Below are 20598 nucleotides of genomic sequence, written 5' to 3' on the forward strand. Positions count from 1 at the left end.
GCCTCAGGCACTTGGCACGTGGCTAGCAATAGAGGCTGGCATACGCACACAACCAACGCCAAGCCATGCTTTCCAAAACGGACATTGAATTCGCGCTCTCCATCCAAAACCGCTGCTTCAAGCTTTTGCAGTGGCTCGGCAATGCCATTCGTGAGGGGTTTGTTCCCGTCATGAAGGCTCATGATGTGACGGACGCAGGCCATGCTGCCAGAATTTGGGTGGAAGCACATTTCTACAATCTCCCGGATGAATGCCGTCCACTGGCAGATGAGATGACGCCGTTTGCGAACTTTTTCGGAACTTACTTGGAGACCTCTTTTGACATCGAAGCCCGCCCCAAAGACCGTTATGTCAGCGATTGCGACTGCTTTTGCTCCTATTGCGTGCGTCTGGTTCGTGCACAACATTTGAAGCCTAAATCTCTCACTCGTGCAGACAAGGAGCGTGCTGGCAGGCTGCGGGTGCGCCGAATGGAGATGCTCGCACGCGAGGAAGGTCTGCCATCCTTCGAACTGCAAATCAGAAAAAGCCTCTGCGATGAGGCTTTGCGGTTTCAAGCCTCCCTCTCGGCGTACGGCGAGGCATTGTTGAATCGCCTACAGGGTATTTCAGACGGCCCTGCCGTTCTTGCACTATGGCGTGATTTTGCCTGGACTCGTTCCGGTTCTCCCATTCGCCGGTTCAAACTTCAGTCACGTCACATTTTAGAAGCCGAGCAGAAGCTGCTCGGAGTCATTCAAAGTCACATCAGTTTATAATCCAACTTATTCATCACCTCTTTCTTTTTTCAAAACACCATTATGCCAGACTCCCCATTCCACATCACCGCCGAAGCCGAAGCCTTCCTGCCTGCGCGTAACAACGCCGGTAAACCGATCACCGTGATCGGTACCGAAGCCATTCGTTCCGGCTTTGACCAGACCTGCATCGACCAGGCTCTCAACTCGCGCTCCGCTCCGGGCGTGACCGATCTCGTGCTCAACCCCGATGCACATGCCGGTTACGGTGCGCCGGTGGGTTGTGTGATGGTTTCGCCAACGCACATCTATCCAGGCCCGGTGGGCGTGGACATCAAGTGCTCCATGTCGCTCCTCCAGATGGACATTCCTGCCGAGGAGATCGTGGACAAAACGATCCGCCGCCGGCTCATCGAAGCCATCGTAGCCCGCACGCCTACGGGCGCAGGCCGTGGTCAGCGCGAGGCGAAAAAATCCCGTCGTGTGTCCGCGGATCTCGGTGTGCAGGTGTGCACTGAGGGCGCCAGCAAAAGCGTGTGCGAAGCACTCGGCATCCCGCCGGAGTGGGCGCTGCGCTGCGAGGACAGCGCGCACGTCGGCCACGATGGAAATATCTCCACCCTGCACGAGCGGCTGGACAAAATGCGCGCCTTCAACGGCTTCCCAGGCTTTGAGAACAAGATGACCCAGCTCGGCTCCTACGGGGGTGGAAACCACTTTGGTGAGTGCGAGGTGGTGCAGCTTGCCGATGATCCTGCCATGCGCCGTACCGCCGAAGTCTTCGGCCTGCAGGATAATCGTGTCGCCTTCCTCAGCCACTGCGGTTCTCGTGGTTTCGGGAACATCCTGGCGCAGCGCCAGTTCAAGGCGCTGGAGGGTTTCTTCCGCACCTGGGGAATGTCGTTCCCGGCTGAGGACAAGCAGCTCGTCTATGCACCGCTCGGTACACCCGAAGCGGACGCCTATCTCGATGACATGGCGCTCGGGGCCAACTTCGCCACCGTGAACCACATGCTCATCAATGCCCTCGTTCTTGAAGCCTTCCAGGAAGTGCTGCCAGGGGCGAAAGGCCAGCTCGTGTACTTCATCAGCCACAACATCGCACGTCAGGAGGTGGTGAATAACCAGCTCTCCTGGGTGCACCGCAAAGGTGCCACACGTGCCTTTCCAGGCGGTCACCACGCGCTGAAGGACACACCGTTTGCCGAGACCGGCCACCCGATCCTGCTGCCCGGAAATCCGCGCGATGGCTCCGTGGTGATGGTGGCCAAGCCCGATGCCGTGAAAAGCTGCTACAGTGTGAACCACGGCGCCGGCCGCTGCATGGGCCGCAAGGCCGCTGCACGCACCCTCGACCAGAAGGCCGTGGACGCCGACTTCGACACCCACGACATCCTTTTCAACTCCCGCCAGTACCCGATCGACGAAGCTCCCAACGCTTACAAGGATTTCAAAGAAGTCCTCCGCAGCGTCGAGTCCGCCGGTCTGGCCCAGCAGGTGTGCAAACTCAAAGCCCGTTTCGTCATCAAGGATGCGGCGGAGGCGGATGATTGAAAACATGAGCGGTTATCTAAACAATTTGTGAGCAGTCAAAAAACAGAGCCCATTTCAACATGGGTTGAGGTCGATGAGGATCACGATTCTGGAGGGATGATTCTCTCTGGTGATCGGAGCGGTCTGATGGCCCTTCGCGATGCCATTGATATTGCGATTACTGAGGGAAAAGCTCCCATTGCTGCCGAGTGTGTGGAATTCAGCGGAGTGCGTCGTGTCGATGCACTCCGCAAACCCGAACCTCAATCTTTCCAATCGAAATTGGCGGGAGCGGGTTGTTTGATTCTCATAGCCATCGGGTTCTTGATTTTTTTACTCGGGATCTGGCAGTTGAAATCTCTCATTCTGCGCTTCGGACGCGGTCCAGCCGAGGTCACAGCCACGTCAGGCTCATTGACGCTTGCCAAACAAACATGAAATCCATCCCCATCCTCCAAATCTCCGGCGACTCCGGCGGCGGGCAGCTTCTGCGTTCATCACTGTCTCTGGCGATGATCACCGGCCGTCCCTTCCGCATGACCAACATCCGTGGCAAGCGGCCCAAGCCGGGCCTCATGCGTCAGCATCTCACCTGCGTGAAGGCGGCGGCGAAAGTTTGCGATGCCTGCGTCGATGGTGCAGAGCTCGGCTCGGTGGAGCTTGTGTTCCGTCCCGGCCAAGTCATGGGTGGAAACTATTCATTTGCCATCGGCTCAGGTGGCAGCACCACCCTCGTTTTGCAGACTCTGCTGCCCGCGCTGCTGCATGCGGAAGCCGCAAGCACACTGCGCATCGAAGGCGGCACGCACAACCCCATGGCTCCGCCGTTCGATTTCATCGAGCACTGCTACATGCCGGTGATTCAGAGCCTCGGTGCAAAGACCGAGGTGAAGCTGGAGCGCGCCGGCTTTATGCAGGCAGGCGGCGGAGTCATCTCCGTAGAAATCCGGCCCATCAAGAAATGGAAGAAGCTCAAACTCATCGAGCGCGGTGCGCTGCACGAAGCATTCGGCTGCGTGCTGCATGCCCACCTGCATCGGGACATCGCCGAGCGCGAAATCGCCACTGCCACCCAACTGCTCGAGTGGCCGGTGGGTCAGATCGATCTGCGCTACGCCAATGACAGCACCGGCCCCGGCAACGCCATCCTGCTGGGCGCACGCTTTGAGAACGTGTGCGAGATCAGCAGCGGCATCGCGCAGCAGGGCAGGTCGGCAGAAGCCGTGGCCACAGGTGCGGCGAAGGGTCTGCTCTCCTACCTCGCCTCTGAGGCTCCCGTCGGAGTGCATCTTGCAGACCAGCTCCTGCTGCCCATGGCCCTGGCTGGCGGCGGTGTCTTCCATACCCTCGCCATCAGCAATCATACACAGACCAACATGGCCCTCATCGAGCAGTTCCTGCCCGTGAAGTTTGCCGTGGAGGAGCCTGCCCCAGGGGTGAAAAGCATCAGCTGCCGCTAAGGCACCGCGCGAGGATGGAGGGACGAACTTCCAAGTTCGTCCCTCCATCACTCCGCCCACGCCTCACGCAGCAGGCGCAGGTAATTGCCGTGCATGATGTTGGCGATGTCTTCCTCCTTGTAGCCACGCTTCCTCAGCATGTCTGGGATGCGCGCCAGATCGGCGATGGTGTCCAGATCCTCCGGCGTTTGTTCGATGCCGTAGCCGCCGTCCAGATCCGTGCCGATGCCGCTGTGCAAAGCATTGCCCGCCAGCTGGCACACGTGGTCGATGTGGTCGCAGATCACTTCGAGCTTCAGTCCCATCTCCTGCGGAGTGGTCTTTCCACGGACCCAGCCGGGCACCATCATCCACGCATCCAGCGCCGCACCCACCACACCGCCGCGCTGGATCAGCGCCTTGAGCTGTTCATCAGAAAACTGGCGCGGATCAGGCACCAGCGCACGGCAGTTGCTATGGCTGGCCCACACGGTGCCCTGGTGGATCTCCAGCGCCTGCCAGAAGCAGTCATCGCTCAGGTGCGTCACGTCCAGGATCATGCCCAGGCGGTCCATCTCCTGGATCAGCTCTTTGCCTCCCTGCGGCAGCGGGCCCACCTTGTCATGGCCCAGGGCATAGCGGCACACGCCGTAGTGTGCAGGACCCATGGCGCGCAGCCCCTGCTCCCACGCCTTCTCCAGATGGCCAACAGTGCGGATGGAGTCCGCGCCTTCCAGGCTGAGAATGTAGCCGATGGCTTTTTTGTCGTCGGGAATCGAGGTGTCGTTCCAGAGAGCCAGCATTCCATCCAGCTCTTTGAGATTGGTGATCTGCCGCATCTCACCGGCCTCCTCCATGGCGCGGTACCAGGAGAGCTGGCCCTGCGTCTCCGCCCAGGCCTGCTCCGGAGACATCCATCCGGCGATGGGAGACGGCCCAGGCATGCAGCCTGCCAGCTGCGTGGCCACACACAGGCCTACCTTGCCACGCCGCATGTCGGGAAACGTAGTGGTGCCTCCTGCGCGCCCTTTGCCCGTCATGCCCGCCTCACGCCGACGAATCTCATGCGCGGGCAGGCGCAGGTCGCGATTGAATCCGCCGAGGGCGTTGAGACTGAGGTCGAGGTGGGCGTCGAAGGTGAGCATGAGAATGAATGACGAATGTGGGGAGCTGAATGACGGAAGCGAGCGTCATTCTACGCACAATGCTCCACACCTCATTCAAACCGATATCCCGCTCCATGCACCGTGCGGATGATGCGTGGCTGCGCCGGGTCTTTTTCGATGCGCTTGCGCAGCTGGGAGATGTGCTGGTCCAGTGCGCGGCTTTCGGGAAAATAATCCACGCCCCAGACCTCGTCGGCCAGGGTGTTGCGGTCGATCACCTTGCCCCGGCGCTCGTAGAGCAGGCGCAGCACCTTCACATCTCGCGGGCTCAGTGCTATCTCCGCCTTTTCACGGTAGGCGCGCAGCTCTGTGGGCACCACACGCAGGTCATCCATCATGAAGTCGTCATCCGTCCTGCCACCGCCACGGGAGGCGGTGCGGCGCAGGATGGCGCGGATGCGCGCGATGATCTCCTTCACGCCAAAGGGCTTGGTCATGTAGTCGTCCGCCCCCAGTTCCAGGCCCAGCACCGTGTCGATCTCCTCCGCCTTCGCGGTGAGAAAGAGGATGGGCACCTTTTCGTCCTGGCGACGGATCTGCTTGCACACTTCGTAGCCGTTCAGGCCGGGCATCATCACATCCAGGCAGACGAAGTCGGGGTTTTCAGCTCGGAAAAAATCCACCGCCTGCAGTCCGTCGCTGGCGGGAATGACTTCGTAGCCTTCCATGGTGAGCACTTCGCGCAGCGCATCACGCGTGTGGTCGTCGTCTTCGGCGATGAGTATTTTGGTCATGGTTTGTTCGGGATTGAGAGAATGAATCGTGCGCCTTCGCGGTAGTTGGGGCACACGGTGAGGGAGCCGCCGTGCAATTGTGCCAGTTCGCGCGAGATGGTCAATCCGATGCCGGTGCCGCTCACACCTTCGGCCAGGTCTGAGCGCAGGCGTTCAAAGGGCTCGAAGACGGTGCGGCGTTTGCCGGTGGGAATGCCTGGCCCGCGATCCTCCACGATGATGCGCGTGTTGCGCTCATCGTGCTCTGTGCGGATGGCGATCCACTTGCCCGCATTGGCGTATTTATCCACATTGGAAATGAGGTTGCCGAGGATCTGCTCGATGGCATCGGGGTCCGCCATCACAGTCTCGGGGCCCTGCAGCGAGGTCACGATCTCAAATCCCTTGTTCTCCAGCAGCGGCTTCCAGAACTCCACAATGCGCGACACGGTTTGATCCAGCGCCAGTTCCTTGGGCTGGATGGTCAGCTTGTCGCGCTGCTGCCTGGCATAGTTCAGCACGTTCTGGATCAGGCGGTCCAGGCGGCAGGTCTCGGCCTCCACCACCCCCAGCTGGCGTTTGGCGATGCTGTCGCCCTGAGATTCCGCACGATGCGCCGCCATCTCCGCATACAGGCGTATGTTTGTCAGAGGGGTCTTCAGCTCATGCGAGATCTGGTTCACGAAGGTCACACGCTGCTGCGCCACGCGGATCTCGCTGGCACTCTCGTGGAAGTACAGCCACCCCACCACAAACACCAGCACGATGCCGGAGCTCACCCCCAGCAGGATCGGAAACAAGTAGGGCTTTGGAAATTCCTCATTCGCCGGCGTGTAGGCCATTTCCCACTGGGACAGCGGCTCCGAGCACGCACGGTGCGCAGCCGGAGGGCGTTCAGAGCCCGGCAGCCTCTTCCCCCATTCATGCAGGGGTATGCCTTTGACCGTGGTCAGCATCATCCGCCCGGGCGGGATGGCCAGCCCCGGCTGCGGCAGCCGCTGAAAAAAAGAGTGCATCAGCATCTGCGGGTTCATCAGCGCGCAGCTCAGACTGCCGTCCGCAAAGCGGTGCCAGTAGATGAAGACACAGTCTCCCACATGCCAGCCGCTCCAGGACATGGGGGCGTCTGACAGCACCGGCCTGTCGTCAATGTGGTAGCCAAACATCTTGATGTACGTCATCCACTGCGAGGAGCGCTGCTGAATGCCCGGGAGCTTGCCTGGGGTGTAGATGCGCTGAAAGGGCGGTCCGCCATCCTCCAGCATGGAGACAAACTGCGGCATGCTGTCAGGATTTCGCGTGGACTCCAAGATCGCCTGGACGCGCTCCTTGGCATCGAAAATCTTCCCCGGCTGGTAACCTGCACGTCCCTCAAAGGACTCCAGCGGCACTTTTTCACCCTCTCCGGCCACAGCCCAGGTTTGCGCGATCCAAGGGTGCGTGGCCAGCCGCTCAGACATCAGGCGCGCTGACCCAATGCTCTGCGCTCCCCAGGCATCCAGCCGGTCGGTCAGCTGCCGCATGTCGTGCAGAATGTGCTGATCTGCCGCGCTAAGCCTCTCAGCAAGAACGGCTTGCATGGAGGCGTCGGTGCGCTTTTCCGCATCACGGATCAGGTACGTTCCCAGCCACGCCAGCAGGGCCAGTGGCAAAATCACCAGGATGATGAACAAGATCGTGGAGCGGCGTTGAAGCATTCGCGAGGCGTATAATTTAGCCCCGCGATTTATTCGGTCATCTAAATTTTATAAAATCCATAAAAATACCGAGGCGGACCTTGTGAGTCCGCCTCGGTGATTCTCAGGTATCTCCAACAGCCAGAAGGATAACCCACACAGTAGAAATGTAGGATCACAAGATTCGGCCCACGCCGCAGTCCTCAGATCTAACTACAGCATTCTACACCTAGAGGAAAATGAGTCAGAACCTTGTGAGCAGGTTGTAAGGAAGTTGTAAGACCGCGGTGTTTTGAGGAGGAAAGACAAAAAGGCGGGCTCTTCAGGAGCCCGCCTTCGCGATTTTTTATGGCTTGGTCAGCCTGCGGCTGCTTAAAGCAGGCACTCCGCGATCTGCACGGCATTCAGCGCAGCGCCTTTCAGGAGCTGGTCGCCCACCACCCAGAAGCACAGGCCGTTGTCCAGCGCGCAGTCCAGGCGCAGACGGCCCACCGCGCAGTTGTCACGGCCCGCGATGTCCAGCGCCAGCGGGTACTGCTTCGCGGCCGGATCATCCAGCACGTCCAGGCCAGGGGCCTTGCTGAGCACTTCACGCGCAGCTTCCACTGTCACCGGTTTTTCAAACTCCGCGCTGATGGCGATGCTGTGCGCACGGAAGACCGGGATGCGCACGCAGGTCACGGACGCGCGGAACTTGTCGTGGTGCATGATCTTGCGCCCCTCGTTCTCCATCTTCATCTCCTCCTTGGTGTAGCCGGAGTCGAGGAAGGAATCCACGTGGGGGATCGCGTTGAAGGCGATCTGGTGCGGGTACACATGTGGCTTGCTGTCCAGCTTCGCCGCATCCCAGGCGCGGTTTTGGGAGGCCCACTCGCGGGACTGGTTGGCCAGTTCCTCGATGGCCTGCGCGCCCGTGCCAGACACCGCCTGGTAGCTGGAGGCAAAGATGCGCTTCACGCCAAAGGCCTGGTGCAGCGGATACAGCGCCATCAGGGAGATGGCCGTCGTGCAGTTCGGGTTCGCGATGATGCCCTTGTGGTTCTTCACGTCGGCGGCGTTGATCTCCGGCACCACCAGTGGCACGTTCGGGTCCTGGCGGAAGAAGGAGGAATTGTCCACCACCACCGCACCGGCCTTCACCGCATGCGGGGCAAAGTCACGCGAGATGCCACCACCCGCGCTGAACAGCGCGATGTCGATCCCTTTGAAGGAATCCGGCGTCAGCTCCTGGATGGTGATGTCTTCACCCTTGAATTTCAGCTTCTTCCCGGCGCTGCGTGCGGAGGCGAGGAGGGTCAGCTGGCCCACGGGAAACTTGCGCTCTTCCAGGCAGCGGATCATCTCCGCGCCCACAGCGCCTGTGGCTCCGACGATGGCGACATTCTTCAGGGTGCTCATGGTATTCTAACGGTTCTAACGATGGGGTTGGTTCAAGGGGGCCGCGATACTACCCCCTCCCAGCATGGATGCAAGGACCGCGTGGGGCACCGGGGCGCAGCTCCCCCAATCCTCCTCTTCCTCCTACTCATACTCCTCCTCCCGGGCCTCGCATCGTCCTCGTCCTTGTCCTCTTACTCGAACTCTGCCTGCCCTTCGAAGCTTCAGCAAAGAATGGGTCCTCGACCCATCCGCCCCGCTCTCCCCCAAAGCGCCGCATCATCCTCAGCGTCCGCTTTCTCCCCGTTCTCTCAGCTTCCTCCTCCTCCCAGGCTTCTCGACGCGCGCCAGCAAAGTTGCTCAGTTGCGCCGCAACTGAGACCCGAGCGACCCTGCCGCCCTCCTAACGCCCAAACCGCCTGCCCAGTCTCAGCGCAACTGGACGTCATCCTTCTTCCCCACAAATCCCATCCTTGACTTAGTGTAAAATTAAAACATTACTTCGTGTGTGAAATACACTTATGAATACCCGCGCGCCGCGCTCACTGTGGACTGCGTCGTCTTCGGCTTCGACAGCACGCGGGCTGCGCTGCAGGTCCTCCTCATCCGCCGCGGCCTCGCCCCCTTCAAAGACCACTGGGCCCTCCCCGGCGGCTTCGTTCGCGTGGAGGAAACCCTCGACGAAGCCGCCCGCCGCGAGCTCGAGGAGGAGACCAACCTCAGCACCGTCTTCCTCGAGCAGCTCTACACCTTCGGCACCGTGGACCGCGACCCCCGCGAGCGCGTCGTCAGCGTCGCCTACTACGCCCTGACAAAACCCGCCGACCACACCACCGCCGCCTCCACCGACGCCGCCGAGGCCCGCTGGTTCCCCGTGTCAGACCTCCCGCCCTTGGCCTTCGACCACGCCGAGATCTTCGCCACCGCCCTCGCCCGCCTCCGCGGAAAGCTCCGCTACGAGCCCATCGGCTTCGAGCTTCTCCCGCCCAAGTTCACTCTCACCCAGCTCCAGCGCCTCTACGAGAGCGTCCTCGGCACCCCGCTCGACAAGCGCAACTTCCGCAAAAAAGTCCTCAGCCACGACCTCCTCGTCCCCCTCAAAGAAACCCACCGCGAAGGCACCCACCGCCCCGCCCAGCTCTTCCGCTTCGATCCCGTGCGGTATGAGAAGCTGAAGAAGAAGGGATTTTTGTTTGAGATATGAATACGACATTACCGCGGACACAGACCGAACTCAGCCAGGCAATGCAGATGGGATGGCGTCCCAAGTGGGCTTTTTTCTGGGGACATACTCCATCGAAAGACGGGTCTGTGACGAAGTCGTGCTTCAGCCAGTGGTGGGCCGGGCATCCATTCGATGTCGACGGTATACGTTACGCTACTGCCGAGCACTACATGATGGCTGAAAAAGCGCGGCTTTTCCATGATGAAGCCACGCTCTCTAAAATCATCGCCGCCAAGAGTCCTGCTATAGCCAAAAAGCTTGGTCGGCAGGTGGCCAATTTCGATGACCGGGCGTGGTTGCAGCATCGGTGGGATATTGTCGTGCGCGGTAACGGAGCAAAATTTGCCCAACATGAGGAGCTGAAAACTTTTCTGCTTCAGACTGGCGATCGAGTTCTCGTCGAAGCCAGCCCATATGATCGCATTTGGGGCATCGGGATGTTGGCCACGGATGACAATGCAGAAAAGCCTCAGCATTGGAAAGGCCTGAACCTCCTGGGGTTTGCCCTCATGGAAGTGCGGCAACAATTAAACAAGAATAACGGATGAGCTCTGAAAATCATCAAGATCACGACCAGCGCTTCCAGCGCGCGCTGCTTTCGCTCGACGGTTTGTCCGTGGGGGATGCTTTTGGACAAAGTTTTTTCTTTGTCACCGCTGCGACGGCTGATCAACGGCTGGAAGGACGCTTCATTCCACCGCCTCCGTGGTTCTACACAGACGACACCGTGATGGGAGTCGCCGTCACGCGTTGCTTGCAGAAGCATCGGGCAATAGAGCCTGACTGGCTTGCAAAAGAGTTTGCCAGGGAGTATGCCAGAGAGCCGGATCGCGGCTACGGTGGCACTGCTCGTGGTATCTTGCAGGCGATTGGTCAAGGCGTGGCGTGGCAGGAGGCTGCAGGGCGTGTCTTTGATGGTGAAGGCTCTTGCGGCAACGGTGGTGCCATGCGTGCCGCGCCCATAGGTGCCTACTTTGCGGATGATCTGCAGATAGTGATCGAACATGCCCGCAAATCAGCCCAGGTTACCCATGCACACGAGGATGGTCAGACTGGCGCAATAGCCGTGGCGCTTGCAGCCGCCTGGATGGTTTTGCAGCGTGAAACCTCAAAATCACAAGAGTTTGAGATGATTCGTTTTGTGCTGGCCAATATGCCCCAAACAGAAACTTACTGGAGGCTCAAAAAGGCGCTGACATTACCATTGGAGCTTTCGCCCAAAACCGCGGCGTCGATACTGGGCAACGGCTCACAGGTGATCTCCTCTGACACTGTGCCTTTCTGCCTGTGGTGTGCATGCCGTCATCCCGATGACTATGCCGAAGCCTTGTGGACGGCAGTGTCAGTCCATGGCGATATGGACACCAACTGCGCCATCGTCGGCAGCTTGGTAGCCCTTTCCATAGGCCGCGCTGGAATCCCAGACGAGTGGCTGGCATCTCGCGAACCACTCAATTTAGAATTTCAATGAACCCCGAACAAACCACCCGCACCAGCAAGTTTCTCAGCCTGGTGCTGCGTCATCAGCCTGAAACGGCCTTTCTGACCCTCGATTCCGCCGGATGGACAGACGTGGAGGAGCTGCTATGTGGCTGTGCCAGGGCAAGACGTCCCATTACACGCGATCAGTTGCGGCACATCGTGGACACCAACGCCAAGAAGCGCTTTGAGTTCAGTGCCGATGGTAAACGCATTCGCGCCAGCCAGGGGCACTCCATCGAGGTGGATCTGGCTTATGAGCCGATGCCTCCTCCCGAAGTGCTCTACCACGGCACGGCCACTCGGTTTCTGGATTTCATTCGTGCACAAGGGCTGCTCAAGATGGAGCGCCATCATGTGCATCTCTCAGCAGAAACACGAATCACGATGGAAGTCGGCGCTCGTCATGGAAAGCCTGCTCTCCTCACCATCCGCGCCGCCGCCATGAGCACTGCTGGACACACCTTCTACCGCAGCACCAACGGCGTCTGGCTCGTGGAGCATGTGCCGGTGGAGTTTATTCAATTCCCTGCATGACGCCCTCAAACGCCATCACCTACTGCGTGGGGGACGCCACTGTGCCCATTGGTGGAGGGCCTGCCTTGATCGCCCATGTCTGCAATGACGTGGGTGCATGGGGTGCTGGCTTTGTCTGCGCTCTCTCAAAGCGCTGGAAGCAGCCCGAGTCGGAGTATCGCCGCTGGTTCAGCAAGGCTCCCGCTGATATGCCAAAATTTGCTTTGGGAGAAGTTCAATTCGTTCAAGTCACGAATGACATTTGGGTCGCCAACATGATAGGGCAGCACGGAATCTCCCGTGGACTCAAAAAGCGAGGAAGTCCGCCAGTCCGTTATGAGGCCATAGACCGGGCTCTGGCCAAAGTGGGCGATCACGCTCTGAAAACCAAGGCCAGTGTGCACATGCCAAGAATCGGCTGTGGACTCGCAGGTGGCCGATGGGAGTTCGTCGAACCTTTGCTGATCACGCATCTTTGTCAGCGTGGCATTCCTGTCACTGTTTACGATCTTAAACCCTCATGAATACCCTTCTCAAAACTATCCAAGCCGACATTACCACGCTCGACGTGGATGCCATCGTCAACGCCGCCAACTCCTCCCTCCTCGGAGGCGGTGGGGTGGATGGTGCCATCCATCGCGCGGCTGGCTCTGAGTTGCTCGCTGAATGCCGCACGCTGAACGGTTGCCGTACAGGCGAGGCTAAGATGACGAAGGGCTATCGGCTAAAGGCGCGGCATGTCATTCACACCGTTGGTCCGATCTGGAATGGCGGACGCAACAAAGAGCCGGAGCTGCTGCGGGCATGCTATGAGAACTCCCTGAAACTGGCGGCGGCGAATGGGCTGAAGAGCATCGCTTTTCCCTGCATTTCCACCGGAGTGTATTGCTTTCCAGCAGATCTGGCGGCGGAGATTGCCGTGGAGACCGTGCGTGCTTTCCTTGCTACGCCCACTTCCATCGAGAGTGTGATTTTCTGCTGCTTTGGACGGGAGGATTTGGCGCGCTATCAGGCGCTGATCGTATGAATGCGGAGGCTTCCATTGAACTGATACCCCTGCCATGAACCAACCTGCGCTGATTCTAGAAAAAGAATGGGATGCCGCGCAACTGGCGGCAGATTTCCCGCCTGTGTGGCGGCATGCGCACAAGCAAGCCGTTTACAAACGTGTGCTTGAGGAAGGCAGGCATCCGCAGGGGCGCGTTCGTCTCACGCGCTGGAGCATGGGGCTGCTGCCGGAAGAGATAAGGCTTGGGTGCTGTGCAGTGAGTGCTGAGCCTGGTTTCTTCACCTACAGCACCTCAAATGCAGGTGTATGGCACCTGAACTTTGCTGATCCGCGTCTCTTCGCTGCGTATGGATCACCCCTGATGGCGCAGGATGAGTGGCAGGTGCTGGAGCATCCGCTGCTGGGATCCATCAGAGAGGTGTTGCTGCATGAAGAACTGCCAGCACTTACCCGCGCTAATGGAGTGAGTACGCCCGTGCTGGTCTCTCAGGTGCCACGACAGTGCGTGCTCGATCTGACTGGCAGGACTGCATCTGCCAAGTCCGGGTTGCGCGCCTGGCTGGAAGTTCTGGTCGGCGGTACGGTGACAAATCTCAGCCCGCTGTATGGGAACGACTTTCGTAAAGCCTCGGCGGAGCAGGTGATGAGCGCGCTGACAGTGCTTAAACCAGCCGTTCCCTCCAACATACTGGCAATCTCTTCGCCGACCGGCACCGGTGCCTACACCCGCAGGCAGATCACCGACATTCTGCAGACCGCTTACAATGGCTTTGTGGCCGCACGGCTTGAATCGCAGCGCGACCAAGTGCTGGCGAGTGACGTTGAAATCCACACCGGTTGGTGGGGCTGCGGTGCCTTCGGCGGCAACCGCACGCTGATGGCCTTGCTGCAGATCCTCGCCGCTCACATGGCAGGCATAGGCCGGCTCATTCTTCACTATGGTGCTGAAGATGGCCGCGCGCCATTTGGCGATGCCATGGCATTCATCAATCTGGTCACAGACGACGGTGTGCGAACAGCCACCTCCTCTGTGATCGACGAGGTGGAGGCGCTGCAGTTCCGCTGGGGACACAGCGACGGGAATTGACTTTGTGCGGCCAAATATCATCCAAATCATGAAACCGAATTCTACAGATGCCTTGCTTGGCTGCCTGCTGGGCACCGCAGTCGGAGATGCGCTGGGCCTGCCTGCGGAGGGGCTGTCGCGGAAGCGGGTGGCCAAGTTTGCACTGGGCCAGGATCATCGCTTTGTGTTTGGGCGCGGCATGTTCAGTGATGACACAGAGCATACGCTCATGGTCGCGGCGGCGCTGGCCAAACACCGTGGAGACATGCCTGCGGTGCAGCGCGCGTTTGCGTGGGAGCTGCGCTGGTGGTTTCTCGCTCTTCCGGCGGGCGTGGGGCTCAGTACTGCCAGAGCGGTGATACGACTTTGGCTGGGTTTCCCTCCTTCTCGGGCAGGTGTCAAATCGGCTGGAAACGGTGCGGCAATGCGAAGTGCTGTGATTGGCGTGGTGTTTGGTGATAATGCAGAGAAACGGCGCGAGATGGCGCTGGCTCTATGTCGTGTGACTCATCGCGGACCTCATGCAGAGGAATCCGCACTGATCGTGGCGGAGGCGGCGGCTTTGGCTGCAAAAGGCATGGAACAGGCGGCAATTCTAGCTGAGCTCGAGCCGCTGGTACAAACCGAAGAGATGCGGATGAGGTTCGCTGTATTGAAGGACTGCCTCAAGGAAGGCATGTCCGTCGGCGAATACGCAGAAAGAATAGGCTGCATTCACGGAGTCAGCGGCTATGCGCCGAATAGCGTTGCCGTGGCTCTTTATGCCTGGCTGCGGCATCGTGGAGACTTCGGCTCAGCGCTGCGTTCAGTAATCGCCTGCGGCGGCGACACCGACACCGTCGCGGCCATTACGGGAGCCATCTGTGGCACTGAAACAGGAGAGGCAGGCATCCAACGCACTTGGATCGACGGAATATGGGAGTGGCCCCGCTCGCTCGATTACATCCGACGCATGGCGGACGCCCTGGCTTCGGGAAACGATCATGCGCCACGCTATTTCTGGCCCGCCGTTCTGCTGAGAAACCTGTTTTTTCTCGCCGTCGTGATCCTGCACGGCTTTCGCCGCATGCTCCCTCCTTATTGATGGTTAGGCGGTCAGCGCCTGCCACATCGGTTGGGTGTCCGCAAACATGCGGAAGCGGCATATTTTGCCGTCTCTCAGATCATACACATGGGCCACAGCGGCTCTCATGGCCTTGCCTGTGGCAGGAGCGGTGCCGCTGTAGTGACCCAGCACCACCACTCGGCTGCTGGTGCCAAAGATTTCCTCCTCGGTAAAGCTGAAGCCGGTCCAGCGCCTGGCATTGGCACGGAAGACATTTTCAATCACAGCGGCGGCTCCGTGCCACGTGGAGCCGCCGGGAAACCCCGCACTCTGCTGCCAGACGAGATCGTCGGTGCAGAGCGCGGTGAAGGCGGCGTCATCCCCCGCGCGCATGGCGCGGTACACTTCGCGGACGGTTTCGAGCGGGGTCATGATGCGCGGCTGTTACTGTGCCAGGAAGCCGCCGTCAACATTCAGCGAGATGCCGGTGATGAACGATGCAGCATCGCTGGCCAGGAACAGCACGGGATTGGCGATTTCCTCCGACCGCCCCACGCGACCCACAGGATGCAGATTGCGCATGTAATTGAGCGCGTCCTCGTTGCCGCCGGTGAAGCGGTCAAACATCTCGGTCTCGATGGCAGCAGGTGCCACCGCGTTCACGCGGATGCCTTGCTTCGCATATTCCATCGCGGCGGATTTGGTGAGTCCCTCCACGGCATGCTTGCTCGCCACATACACGCTCACCCCGCCCATGCCGATGTGTCCGGCCACGCTGCTGGTGTTGATGATGACGCCGCCGCCCTGCTTCAGCATCACAGGGATTTCATGCTTCATGGAGGCAATGACACCCCACACATTGACATCAAAAACACGGCGGTAGTCGGCCTCGGTCACGTCCGGAATGGGACCGGTGGATTCGATGCCGGCATTGTTGAATGCCACGTCGATGCGGCCATACGTCGCCACGGTTTTGGTCACGAGCGCGGCCACATCGGCCTCCACGGCCACGTCGGCTTTTACAAAGGTGGCCTCGCCTCCGGCAGCTTTGATTTCGGCCACCACGGCCTGGCCTTCGGTTTCACGTCGGCCGCTGACGACGACCTTGGCTCCGGCTTTGGCGAAGGCGAGTGCGCTGGTTTTGCCAATGCCGCTGGTGGCACCGGTGATGAGGACGACTTTGTTTTGGAATGAGGTTTGCATATTGTTGAACGGGTGTGTTTTGAGAGTGTGGGGTTGCTGGGGAATGAATTCAGGCTTTGCCGCCGAAGGAGACGTAGTCATCGAAGTCCAGGAAATCGAACCACGTGCCGATGTCTTCACGTGCCGCACCGCCTGCCTTGGCAATCTGCGCGCTGATGTATTCGCGGCTTTCGTTGTCGGACGGCACGGCGTTTTCGCGGAATTCGCTCCAGTGGGCAATCTCATAGTCGCTGCGTTGATGCAGCGCGGTCTTCTCGATCCAGGAGAACATGTCGCCGTCTCCCAGGCCCTTGGCGGCCTCGGCCTTCAGTGCCTCAGGGTCGATTCCGGTGAAGCTGAGAAAGCGCTGATCCAGCGGGCAGTTGTAGTGGTAGTCGCCGTTCTTGCCGGCGATCTCCGCGCGGCATTTGTCGAGCAGGCGGGGCAGGATCACATAACCGCCGAGGCGGACGCGTGGGCTGCGTGGGGGACGCTGGGTCAGGTCGATGGACATGGAGTGGGGATTTTGTTTGTGTTGGGTTTTTGAGGAAAAATCAGGCAGCCAGTGCGGTTTCGAGGAAGCCCTTGCTCTTCACGCCGGTGATGGTGTTCACGGGCTGGCCATTCTTGAAGACGATCAGGGTCGGGATGGCGCGGATGCCAAAGCGGGCCTGCAGGTCGGGATAGGCGTCGATGTCCACTTTGGCGATCATGGCGCGGCCTTCCTGCTCGGTGGCCAGCTGGTCGAGGATGGGGGCCATCATTTTGCAGGGGCCGCACCATTCAGCCCAGAAGTCCACGAGGACGGGCTGGTCGGTGCCGGAGAGCGTGGCATCAAAAGTTTCAGAGGTGAGGGCGATGGGTTTCATAGGATGCGTTTTTGGTTTCAAGAATAGACCGGTCGGTTTATTTACGGCTAAAAAGAAAATCAGGCTGCGAGAAGTGTGCGAATAAAATCCAGCGCCTCGCGCGGCGGGGTGACGTCGCGGCACACGATCGAGCGCTGCATGGCCCCATTCCAGAGGTCGTGGATGATCCGGGCCATCTCGGCAGGGCGGATGGTTTTGGCGATTTTGCCCTTCTCGATGCACTCCTGCAGCACCTGCTCCAGAATGGCGATGGCCTCGCGGTTTCCCTCGGCCAGCACCTCGCGCATGGGTTCGCTCATGTCAGAGACTTCGGCCGCCAGCTTGAGCACCAGGCAGGGGCATTTTCCCTTCGTTTCCAGCACGCGGCAGATGGTTCCCTCGCACATGCTGAGCAGCCTGCGCAGCGGGTCCGGCTCGGGCGTAGGGGAGAGCAGCATCTGCCTTTTGTAGGCATTGGCATCAGACACGTAGTGCTTCAGCAGTTCCACGCCAAACTGCTCCTTGGACTTGAAGTGGTGGTAAAACGAGCCCTTCGGCACCTTCACGGCCTCCAGGATCTCGTTCAGCCCGACCGAGTGAAAGCTCTTCTCGAGCATCAGCCCTTCGGCTGCGTCGAGAATGCGTTCTTTGGTCGTCCGGTCGCTCATGATATTGGAGTGATTAGACTGATTGGTCTAATTCGTCAAATGCTTTTTCAAACACCCGCTCCGCACTCACGGGTGCAGTTCTCGCGTGCAGTCATACGCATGCTGATGAATGGTTCATCACAGCTATGAATCTCGCCTCTCCACGCCTCGAAGTCAGCATCGGCACGCAGCGGCTGCGTTTGTACGATGGCATGAAGCTCGTGCGCGAATGGCCGTGCAGCACGTCGAAATTCGGCATCGGCTTCACCGAAGGCAGCAACAAGACGCCGCTGGGCCGCTTTGTGGTCAAAGAAAAGCACGGCCACGGCGCGGAGAGCGGCACCATCTTCAAGTCACGCCAGCCCGTCGGGCGCTGGGTGCCTGGGATGGACACAAAATCCGACTTCGTGCTCACCCGCATTCTTTGGCTGCATGGCACCGAGCCGCGCAATGCCAACACCTACCAGCGCTATGTCTACATCCACGGCACCAATGACGAAAACGCCATTGGCCGCCCCGCCAGCCACGGCTGCGTTCGCCTGCGCAACCAGGAGATGATCGAGCTCTTTGATCTCGTACCCGAAGGCACGGCCGTGTGGATTGAGGAGTGACTGCCGGGCCTTGGCGCGTCACTTGAGCAGCCCCAGTGACTTCAGAAACACATCCGTCTTCTGCATCGTGTCGTCAAAGAGCACCTGACTGCGCATGAGGTAGCCGTGGGCACCGCCTTCATTGATGTCGAGTTCGCAGCGGTTGCCCGCCTTCAGCATGGCTTCTTGGAAGGCCTTGGCGCCGGCAAAGGGTGTTACGGTGTCTCCTGTGCCGTGAAAGATGATGGTCGGCGGTACCCCGGCGCGCACCAGGTGCACGGGCGACAGCTCCTGCCAGCGCTCACCGATCTTCGCGTTTCCATACCCATCCTTGGACGTGTCGATCACGGGGAAGAGCAGCACCAGGGCATTCGGAATGGGCGAGACTTTGAGGTCGTCGCCATCCTCGTTAACGTTGTCAAAGAGGGCTGTGGCCGCCGCCAGATGACCACCTGCGGAGCCGCCGCTGACGATGATCTTCTGCGGATCAATGCCCATCTCCGCCGCATGGCTGCGGATGTAGCGCATCGCCGAGCGGGCGTCCTTCACGCAGTCAAAGACGCTCACGCCTGTTTTGGCGCTATGCAGCCGGTACTGCATGCTGACGCCTACCATGCCGTGCTTGGCGTAGTGCGCGGCAAAGGGGTACATGCGCGGCGGAGAGCCTCCTGTCCATCCGCCACCGTGAATGATGAGGAAGCAGGCGCGGCTGTCGCCCGGCTTGAAGCCCTCCGGCTCAAACACATGCAGCTTCAGCTCGGTGTCACCGGTCTTCTTGTAGGGCAGGATGCGCGTGGGCTTCAGCCCGGCGGCCATCTTGTCCACCGCGTCGGCGGCCTTTGGCTTGGCCGTCGGAGCCGGGGTTTGAGCATTCAGGGCGCAGGCAAAAAGAAGAAGCGTGAGGCAGAGACGGTTCATGGTGGAAAGACCGGGAACGCTGATGAAGGCGCAGCCATTTCATCGAAGCTGGCCCGGCTTTGACAGATCGGGGTCGCCATTCTGCTCACGCCAATTTCGCAGCTTGGCTCCCAGTTCATCACGCTTGGCCCGGTGGGCCGGATCGGCGCTGAGATCGTGCAGCTCATCAGGATCGGTCTGCAGATCAAAAAGCTGTTCGCGTCCCAGCTTGGTGTAGAGCACGAATTTCCAGCGTTCGTCGCAGATCATGCGCTGGGTGTCCGTGTAGGCTCCCGTGACAAACTCATGCACACGCTCGGTTTGGTGCTGCAGCACCGGCGCAAGACTCTTCGACTGCACAGTGGCAGGAACCGCGATCCCCGCGAGATCACAAAGCGTGGGAAAAAGATCGTTCAGATTCGCCAGCGCGGCGCTGCGCTCGTTTTTGGGCAGGCCGGGGCCGCAGACGATCAGCGGACTGCGGATGCTGTGCTCATATTCGTTCTGTTTGCCCAGCAGCCCATGGCTGCCGAGCGCAAGACCTTGATCGCTGGTGAAGATGATGATCGTGTTTTCTGGCTCTGGCAGCGCCGCCAGGATGCGGCCCAGCTGCGCGTCGAGATCCGTGATCATGGCATAGTAAAGTGCCAGCTCTGCACGCACCGCCTCAGGCGTGCGTGGGGTTGGCAGCAGCAGTTCATCGCGCCCGCTGATGTTGCCATGGTCAAAGGGGTGCTTCGCCGCAAAGTTGGCCGGAAGCGGCATTTTCGCGGCAGCGTAGCAATCTTTCATGCCTGCAGGCCACTGCCGTGGATCGTGGGGAAAGGCGAAGTTCACATGCAGAAACAGCGGCTTTCCTTTTGGGGCGGCATGGATCGCACGAATGGCCCCATCTGCGACGTGGCGGTTGTTGTCGGGCTGCAGGCCCACGCCTTTGTCCAGTTCAGCCTGGTTGTTTCCGTCCTTGAATGTCCAACCGCGATACCCCGTGAGCGGGCGGCCCCGGTCATCTACGTCCGGCTGTGTCACACCCTTGCCGCCGCCGCTGGAGTAAAGGCCGCTCGTGGTGGTGTAGCCGCGCTGCTGCGGATGTCCGTCATTATGCCATTTGCCAGTGTAGCAGGTGTGGTAGCCCGCTTTCTGCAAGGTGCCGCCCAGAGTGGCAAGCCGTGGATCGATCGCGCCGCCGGGGTATTTCGGCAGCGCCTTGAAGGCCGGGTTTCCGGTGAGGATCTGCGCCCGGCTCACATGGCAGATGGGGTAGCCAGCATACGCCCGCGAAAACGACGTGCCGCGTGCGACGAGGCGGTCGAGATTCGGAGTCTCGATCAAGGCATTGCCCAATGCATGAATCGTGTCCGGCCTCTGGTCATCGGCCACGATGAGAAGAATGTCCGGCTCAGCATGCAGGCTGGTGCCGCAGAGGAGTGCAAAGAGCAGCGGGCGCATGCAG

At 60.0% G+C, this 20598-nt stretch carries 24 protein-coding genes; 13 read left to right on the top strand and 11 right to left on the bottom strand.

From position 1 onward, the window contains the following. Positions 1–65: 65 nt before the first annotated feature. Genes ACZ5WW_RS18675 through rtcA form a run of 4 tightly spaced genes read left to right on the top strand, consistent with a single transcriptional unit; the run spans position 66 to position 3730 of the window. Positions 66–758, top strand: a complete 693-nt coding sequence (locus ACZ5WW_RS18675; protein ID WP_377168759.1) for a hypothetical protein — start codon at positions 66–68, stop codon at positions 756–758. 42 nt (positions 759–800) lie between these two features. Continuing rightward, positions 801–2291 (top strand): RtcB family protein, encoded by a 1491-nt coding sequence (locus ACZ5WW_RS18680; protein ID WP_377168761.1) that lies wholly within the window; start codon positions 801–803, stop codon positions 2289–2291. Positions 2292–2318: 27 nt separating this feature from the next. Then, a complete protein-coding gene (locus ACZ5WW_RS18685) occupies positions 2319–2708 on the top strand; it encodes a hypothetical protein (protein WP_377168763.1) in 390 nt (129 codons plus the stop codon). Continuing rightward, positions 2705–3730 (top strand): RNA 3'-terminal phosphate cyclase, encoded by a 1026-nt coding sequence (gene rtcA / locus ACZ5WW_RS18690; RefSeq protein WP_377168765.1) that lies wholly within the window; start codon positions 2705–2707, stop codon positions 3728–3730. The genes ACZ5WW_RS18685 and rtcA overlap by 4 nt, the downstream gene beginning before the upstream one ends. A gap of 47 nt (positions 3731–3777) precedes the next feature. Here rtcA and ACZ5WW_RS18695 read toward each other — a convergent pair whose 3' ends face one another. From ACZ5WW_RS18695 to ACZ5WW_RS18710, 4 genes are all read right to left on the bottom strand, one after another. Then, the gene (locus ACZ5WW_RS18695; RefSeq protein WP_377168767.1) at positions 3778–4854 is read right to left on the bottom strand and encodes a dipeptidase; all 1077 of its coding nucleotides are present in this window, start codon (positions 4852–4854) and stop codon (positions 3778–3780) included. A 71-nt stretch (positions 4855–4925) separates the two neighbouring features. Further along, entirely contained in the window at positions 4926–5609 is a 684-nt protein-coding gene (locus ACZ5WW_RS18700; RefSeq protein ID WP_377168769.1) for a response regulator transcription factor, read from the bottom strand. Beyond that, positions 5606–7285 carry a sensor histidine kinase gene (locus ACZ5WW_RS18705; protein WP_377168771.1) on the bottom strand — a complete coding sequence of 560 codons (1680 nt, stop codon included), beginning with the start codon at positions 7283–7285 and terminating at the stop codon, positions 5606–5608. Before ACZ5WW_RS18705 ends, ACZ5WW_RS18700 begins: the two co-directional genes overlap by 4 nt. A 351-nt stretch (positions 7286–7636) precedes the next feature. Then, positions 7637–8662 carry an aspartate-semialdehyde dehydrogenase gene (locus ACZ5WW_RS18710; RefSeq protein WP_377168773.1) on the bottom strand — a complete coding sequence of 342 codons (1026 nt, stop codon included), beginning with the start codon at positions 8660–8662 and terminating at the stop codon, positions 7637–7639. Positions 8663–9149: 487 nt separating this feature from the next. Between ACZ5WW_RS18710 and ACZ5WW_RS18715 the strand changes: the two genes are divergently transcribed. From ACZ5WW_RS18715 to ACZ5WW_RS18750, 8 genes are all read left to right on the top strand, one after another. Continuing rightward, positions 9150–9845, top strand: a complete 696-nt coding sequence (locus ACZ5WW_RS18715; RefSeq protein ID WP_377168775.1) for an NUDIX hydrolase — start codon at positions 9150–9152, stop codon at positions 9843–9845. Further along, positions 9842–10414, top strand: a complete 573-nt coding sequence (locus ACZ5WW_RS18720; RefSeq protein WP_377168777.1) for an NADAR family protein — start codon at positions 9842–9844, stop codon at positions 10412–10414. The genes ACZ5WW_RS18715 and ACZ5WW_RS18720 overlap by 4 nt, the downstream gene beginning before the upstream one ends. After that, entirely contained in the window at positions 10411–11337 is a 927-nt protein-coding gene (locus ACZ5WW_RS18725; protein WP_377168779.1) for an ADP-ribosylglycohydrolase family protein, read from the top strand. The genes ACZ5WW_RS18720 and ACZ5WW_RS18725 overlap by 4 nt, the downstream gene beginning before the upstream one ends. Next, positions 11334–11882, top strand: coding sequence for an RNA 2'-phosphotransferase (locus tag ACZ5WW_RS18730; protein ID WP_377168781.1), 549 nt, complete (start codon positions 11334–11336; stop codon positions 11880–11882). The genes ACZ5WW_RS18725 and ACZ5WW_RS18730 overlap by 4 nt, the downstream gene beginning before the upstream one ends. Further along, the gene (locus tag ACZ5WW_RS18735; RefSeq protein WP_377168783.1) at positions 11879–12385 is read left to right on the top strand and encodes a macro domain-containing protein; all 507 of its coding nucleotides are present in this window, start codon (positions 11879–11881) and stop codon (positions 12383–12385) included. Before ACZ5WW_RS18730 ends, ACZ5WW_RS18735 begins: the two co-directional genes overlap by 4 nt. Further along, positions 12382–12888, top strand: a complete 507-nt coding sequence (locus ACZ5WW_RS18740; RefSeq protein ID WP_377168785.1) for an O-acetyl-ADP-ribose deacetylase — start codon at positions 12382–12384, stop codon at positions 12886–12888. The genes ACZ5WW_RS18735 and ACZ5WW_RS18740 overlap by 4 nt, the downstream gene beginning before the upstream one ends. Before the next feature lie 142 nt (positions 12889–13030). Further along, a complete protein-coding gene (locus tag ACZ5WW_RS18745) occupies positions 13031–13957 on the top strand; it encodes a hypothetical protein (RefSeq protein WP_377168787.1) in 927 nt (308 codons plus the stop codon). Between the two features lie 52 nt (positions 13958–14009). Beyond that, positions 14010–15020: an ADP-ribosylglycohydrolase family protein gene (locus ACZ5WW_RS18750; protein ID WP_377168789.1), complete on the top strand. Its 1011-nt coding sequence runs from the start codon at positions 14010–14012 to the stop codon at positions 15018–15020. A gap of 3 nt (positions 15021–15023) precedes the next feature. On the opposite strand, the gene ACZ5WW_RS18755 is transcribed toward ACZ5WW_RS18750, so the two are convergent. The 5 genes from ACZ5WW_RS18755 to ACZ5WW_RS18775 are packed head-to-tail and all read right to left on the bottom strand — an operon-like array spanning position 15024 to position 17679. Beyond that, the gene (locus tag ACZ5WW_RS18755) at positions 15024–15413 is read right to left on the bottom strand and encodes a nuclear transport factor 2 family protein (protein WP_377168791.1); all 390 of its coding nucleotides are present in this window, start codon (positions 15411–15413) and stop codon (positions 15024–15026) included. Between the two features lie 12 nt (positions 15414–15425). Further along, positions 15426–16184 carry an SDR family oxidoreductase gene (locus ACZ5WW_RS18760; protein WP_377168793.1) on the bottom strand — a complete coding sequence of 253 codons (759 nt, stop codon included), beginning with the start codon at positions 16182–16184 and terminating at the stop codon, positions 15426–15428. Between the two features lie 49 nt (positions 16185–16233). Then, entirely contained in the window at positions 16234–16677 is a 444-nt protein-coding gene (locus ACZ5WW_RS18765; RefSeq protein ID WP_377168795.1) for a DUF5069 domain-containing protein, read from the bottom strand. A gap of 40 nt (positions 16678–16717) precedes the next feature. Next, a complete protein-coding gene (gene trxA, locus ACZ5WW_RS18770) occupies positions 16718–17032 on the bottom strand; it encodes a thioredoxin (protein ID WP_377168797.1) in 315 nt (104 codons plus the stop codon). 59 nt (positions 17033–17091) lie between these two features. Continuing rightward, the gene (locus ACZ5WW_RS18775; protein ID WP_377168799.1) at positions 17092–17679 is read right to left on the bottom strand and encodes a TetR/AcrR family transcriptional regulator; all 588 of its coding nucleotides are present in this window, start codon (positions 17677–17679) and stop codon (positions 17092–17094) included. 125 nt (positions 17680–17804) lie between these two features. On the opposite strand from ACZ5WW_RS18775, the gene ACZ5WW_RS18780 reads away from it, so the two are divergent. Beyond that, positions 17805–18269 carry a L,D-transpeptidase family protein gene (locus ACZ5WW_RS18780; RefSeq protein WP_377168802.1) on the top strand — a complete coding sequence of 155 codons (465 nt, stop codon included), beginning with the start codon at positions 17805–17807 and terminating at the stop codon, positions 18267–18269. Positions 18270–18287: 18 nt separating this feature from the next. On the opposite strand, the gene ACZ5WW_RS18785 is transcribed toward ACZ5WW_RS18780, so the two are convergent. Further along, positions 18288–19166, bottom strand: a complete 879-nt coding sequence (locus tag ACZ5WW_RS18785; RefSeq protein WP_377168804.1) for an alpha/beta hydrolase — start codon at positions 19164–19166, stop codon at positions 18288–18290. Between the two features lie 39 nt (positions 19167–19205). Beyond that, entirely contained in the window at positions 19206–20594 is a 1389-nt protein-coding gene (locus ACZ5WW_RS18790) for a sulfatase-like hydrolase/transferase (protein ID WP_377168806.1), read from the bottom strand. Between the last annotated feature and the right edge of the window lie 4 nt (positions 20595–20598).

The sequence above is a fragment of the Prosthecobacter fluviatilis genome (genome assembly GCF_055388355.1).

Coding starts and splice junctions, on each gene's coding strand:
- ACZ5WW_RS18785 (WP_377168804.1), bottom strand. CDS start 19,166: ATGAACCGTCTCTGCCTCACGCTTCTTCTTTTTGCCTGCGCCCTGAAT.
- ACZ5WW_RS18740 (WP_377168785.1), top strand. CDS start 12,382: ATGAATACCCTTCTCAAAACTATCCAAGCCGACATTACCACGCTCGAC.
- ACZ5WW_RS18775 (WP_377168799.1), bottom strand. CDS start 17,679: ATGAGCGACCGGACGACCAAAGAACGCATTCTCGACGCAGCCGAAGGG.
- ACZ5WW_RS18680 (WP_377168761.1), top strand. CDS start 801: ATGCCAGACTCCCCATTCCACATCACCGCCGAAGCCGAAGCCTTCCTG.
- ACZ5WW_RS18700 (WP_377168769.1), bottom strand. CDS start 5,609: ATGACCAAAATACTCATCGCCGAAGACGACGACCACACGCGTGATGCG.
- ACZ5WW_RS18765 (WP_377168795.1), bottom strand. CDS start 16,677: ATGTCCATCGACCTGACCCAGCGTCCCCCACGCAGCCCACGCGTCCGC.
- rtcA (WP_377168765.1), top strand. CDS start 2,705: ATGAAATCCATCCCCATCCTCCAAATCTCCGGCGACTCCGGCGGCGGG.
- ACZ5WW_RS18705 (WP_377168771.1), bottom strand. CDS start 7,285: ATGCTTCAACGCCGCTCCACGATCTTGTTCATCATCCTGGTGATTTTG.
- ACZ5WW_RS18725 (WP_377168779.1), top strand. CDS start 10,411: ATGAGCTCTGAAAATCATCAAGATCACGACCAGCGCTTCCAGCGCGCG.
- ACZ5WW_RS18735 (WP_377168783.1), top strand. CDS start 11,879: ATGACGCCCTCAAACGCCATCACCTACTGCGTGGGGGACGCCACTGTG.
- ACZ5WW_RS18730 (WP_377168781.1), top strand. CDS start 11,334: ATGAACCCCGAACAAACCACCCGCACCAGCAAGTTTCTCAGCCTGGTG.
- ACZ5WW_RS18710 (WP_377168773.1), bottom strand. CDS start 8,662: ATGAGCACCCTGAAGAATGTCGCCATCGTCGGAGCCACAGGCGCTGTG.
- ACZ5WW_RS18780 (WP_377168802.1), top strand. CDS start 17,805: ATGAATCTCGCCTCTCCACGCCTCGAAGTCAGCATCGGCACGCAGCGG.
- trxA (WP_377168797.1), bottom strand. CDS start 17,032: ATGAAACCCATCGCCCTCACCTCTGAAACTTTTGATGCCACGCTCTCC.
- ACZ5WW_RS18695 (WP_377168767.1), bottom strand. CDS start 4,854: ATGCTCACCTTCGACGCCCACCTCGACCTCAGTCTCAACGCCCTCGGC.
- ACZ5WW_RS18755 (WP_377168791.1), bottom strand. CDS start 15,413: ATGACCCCGCTCGAAACCGTCCGCGAAGTGTACCGCGCCATGCGCGCG.
- ACZ5WW_RS18720 (WP_377168777.1), top strand. CDS start 9,842: ATGAATACGACATTACCGCGGACACAGACCGAACTCAGCCAGGCAATG.
- ACZ5WW_RS18790 (WP_377168806.1), bottom strand. CDS start 20,594: ATGCGCCCGCTGCTCTTTGCACTCCTCTGCGGCACCAGCCTGCATGCT.
- ACZ5WW_RS18675 (WP_377168759.1), top strand. CDS start 66: ATGCTTTCCAAAACGGACATTGAATTCGCGCTCTCCATCCAAAACCGC.
- ACZ5WW_RS18760 (WP_377168793.1), bottom strand. CDS start 16,184: ATGCAAACCTCATTCCAAAACAAAGTCGTCCTCATCACCGGTGCCACC.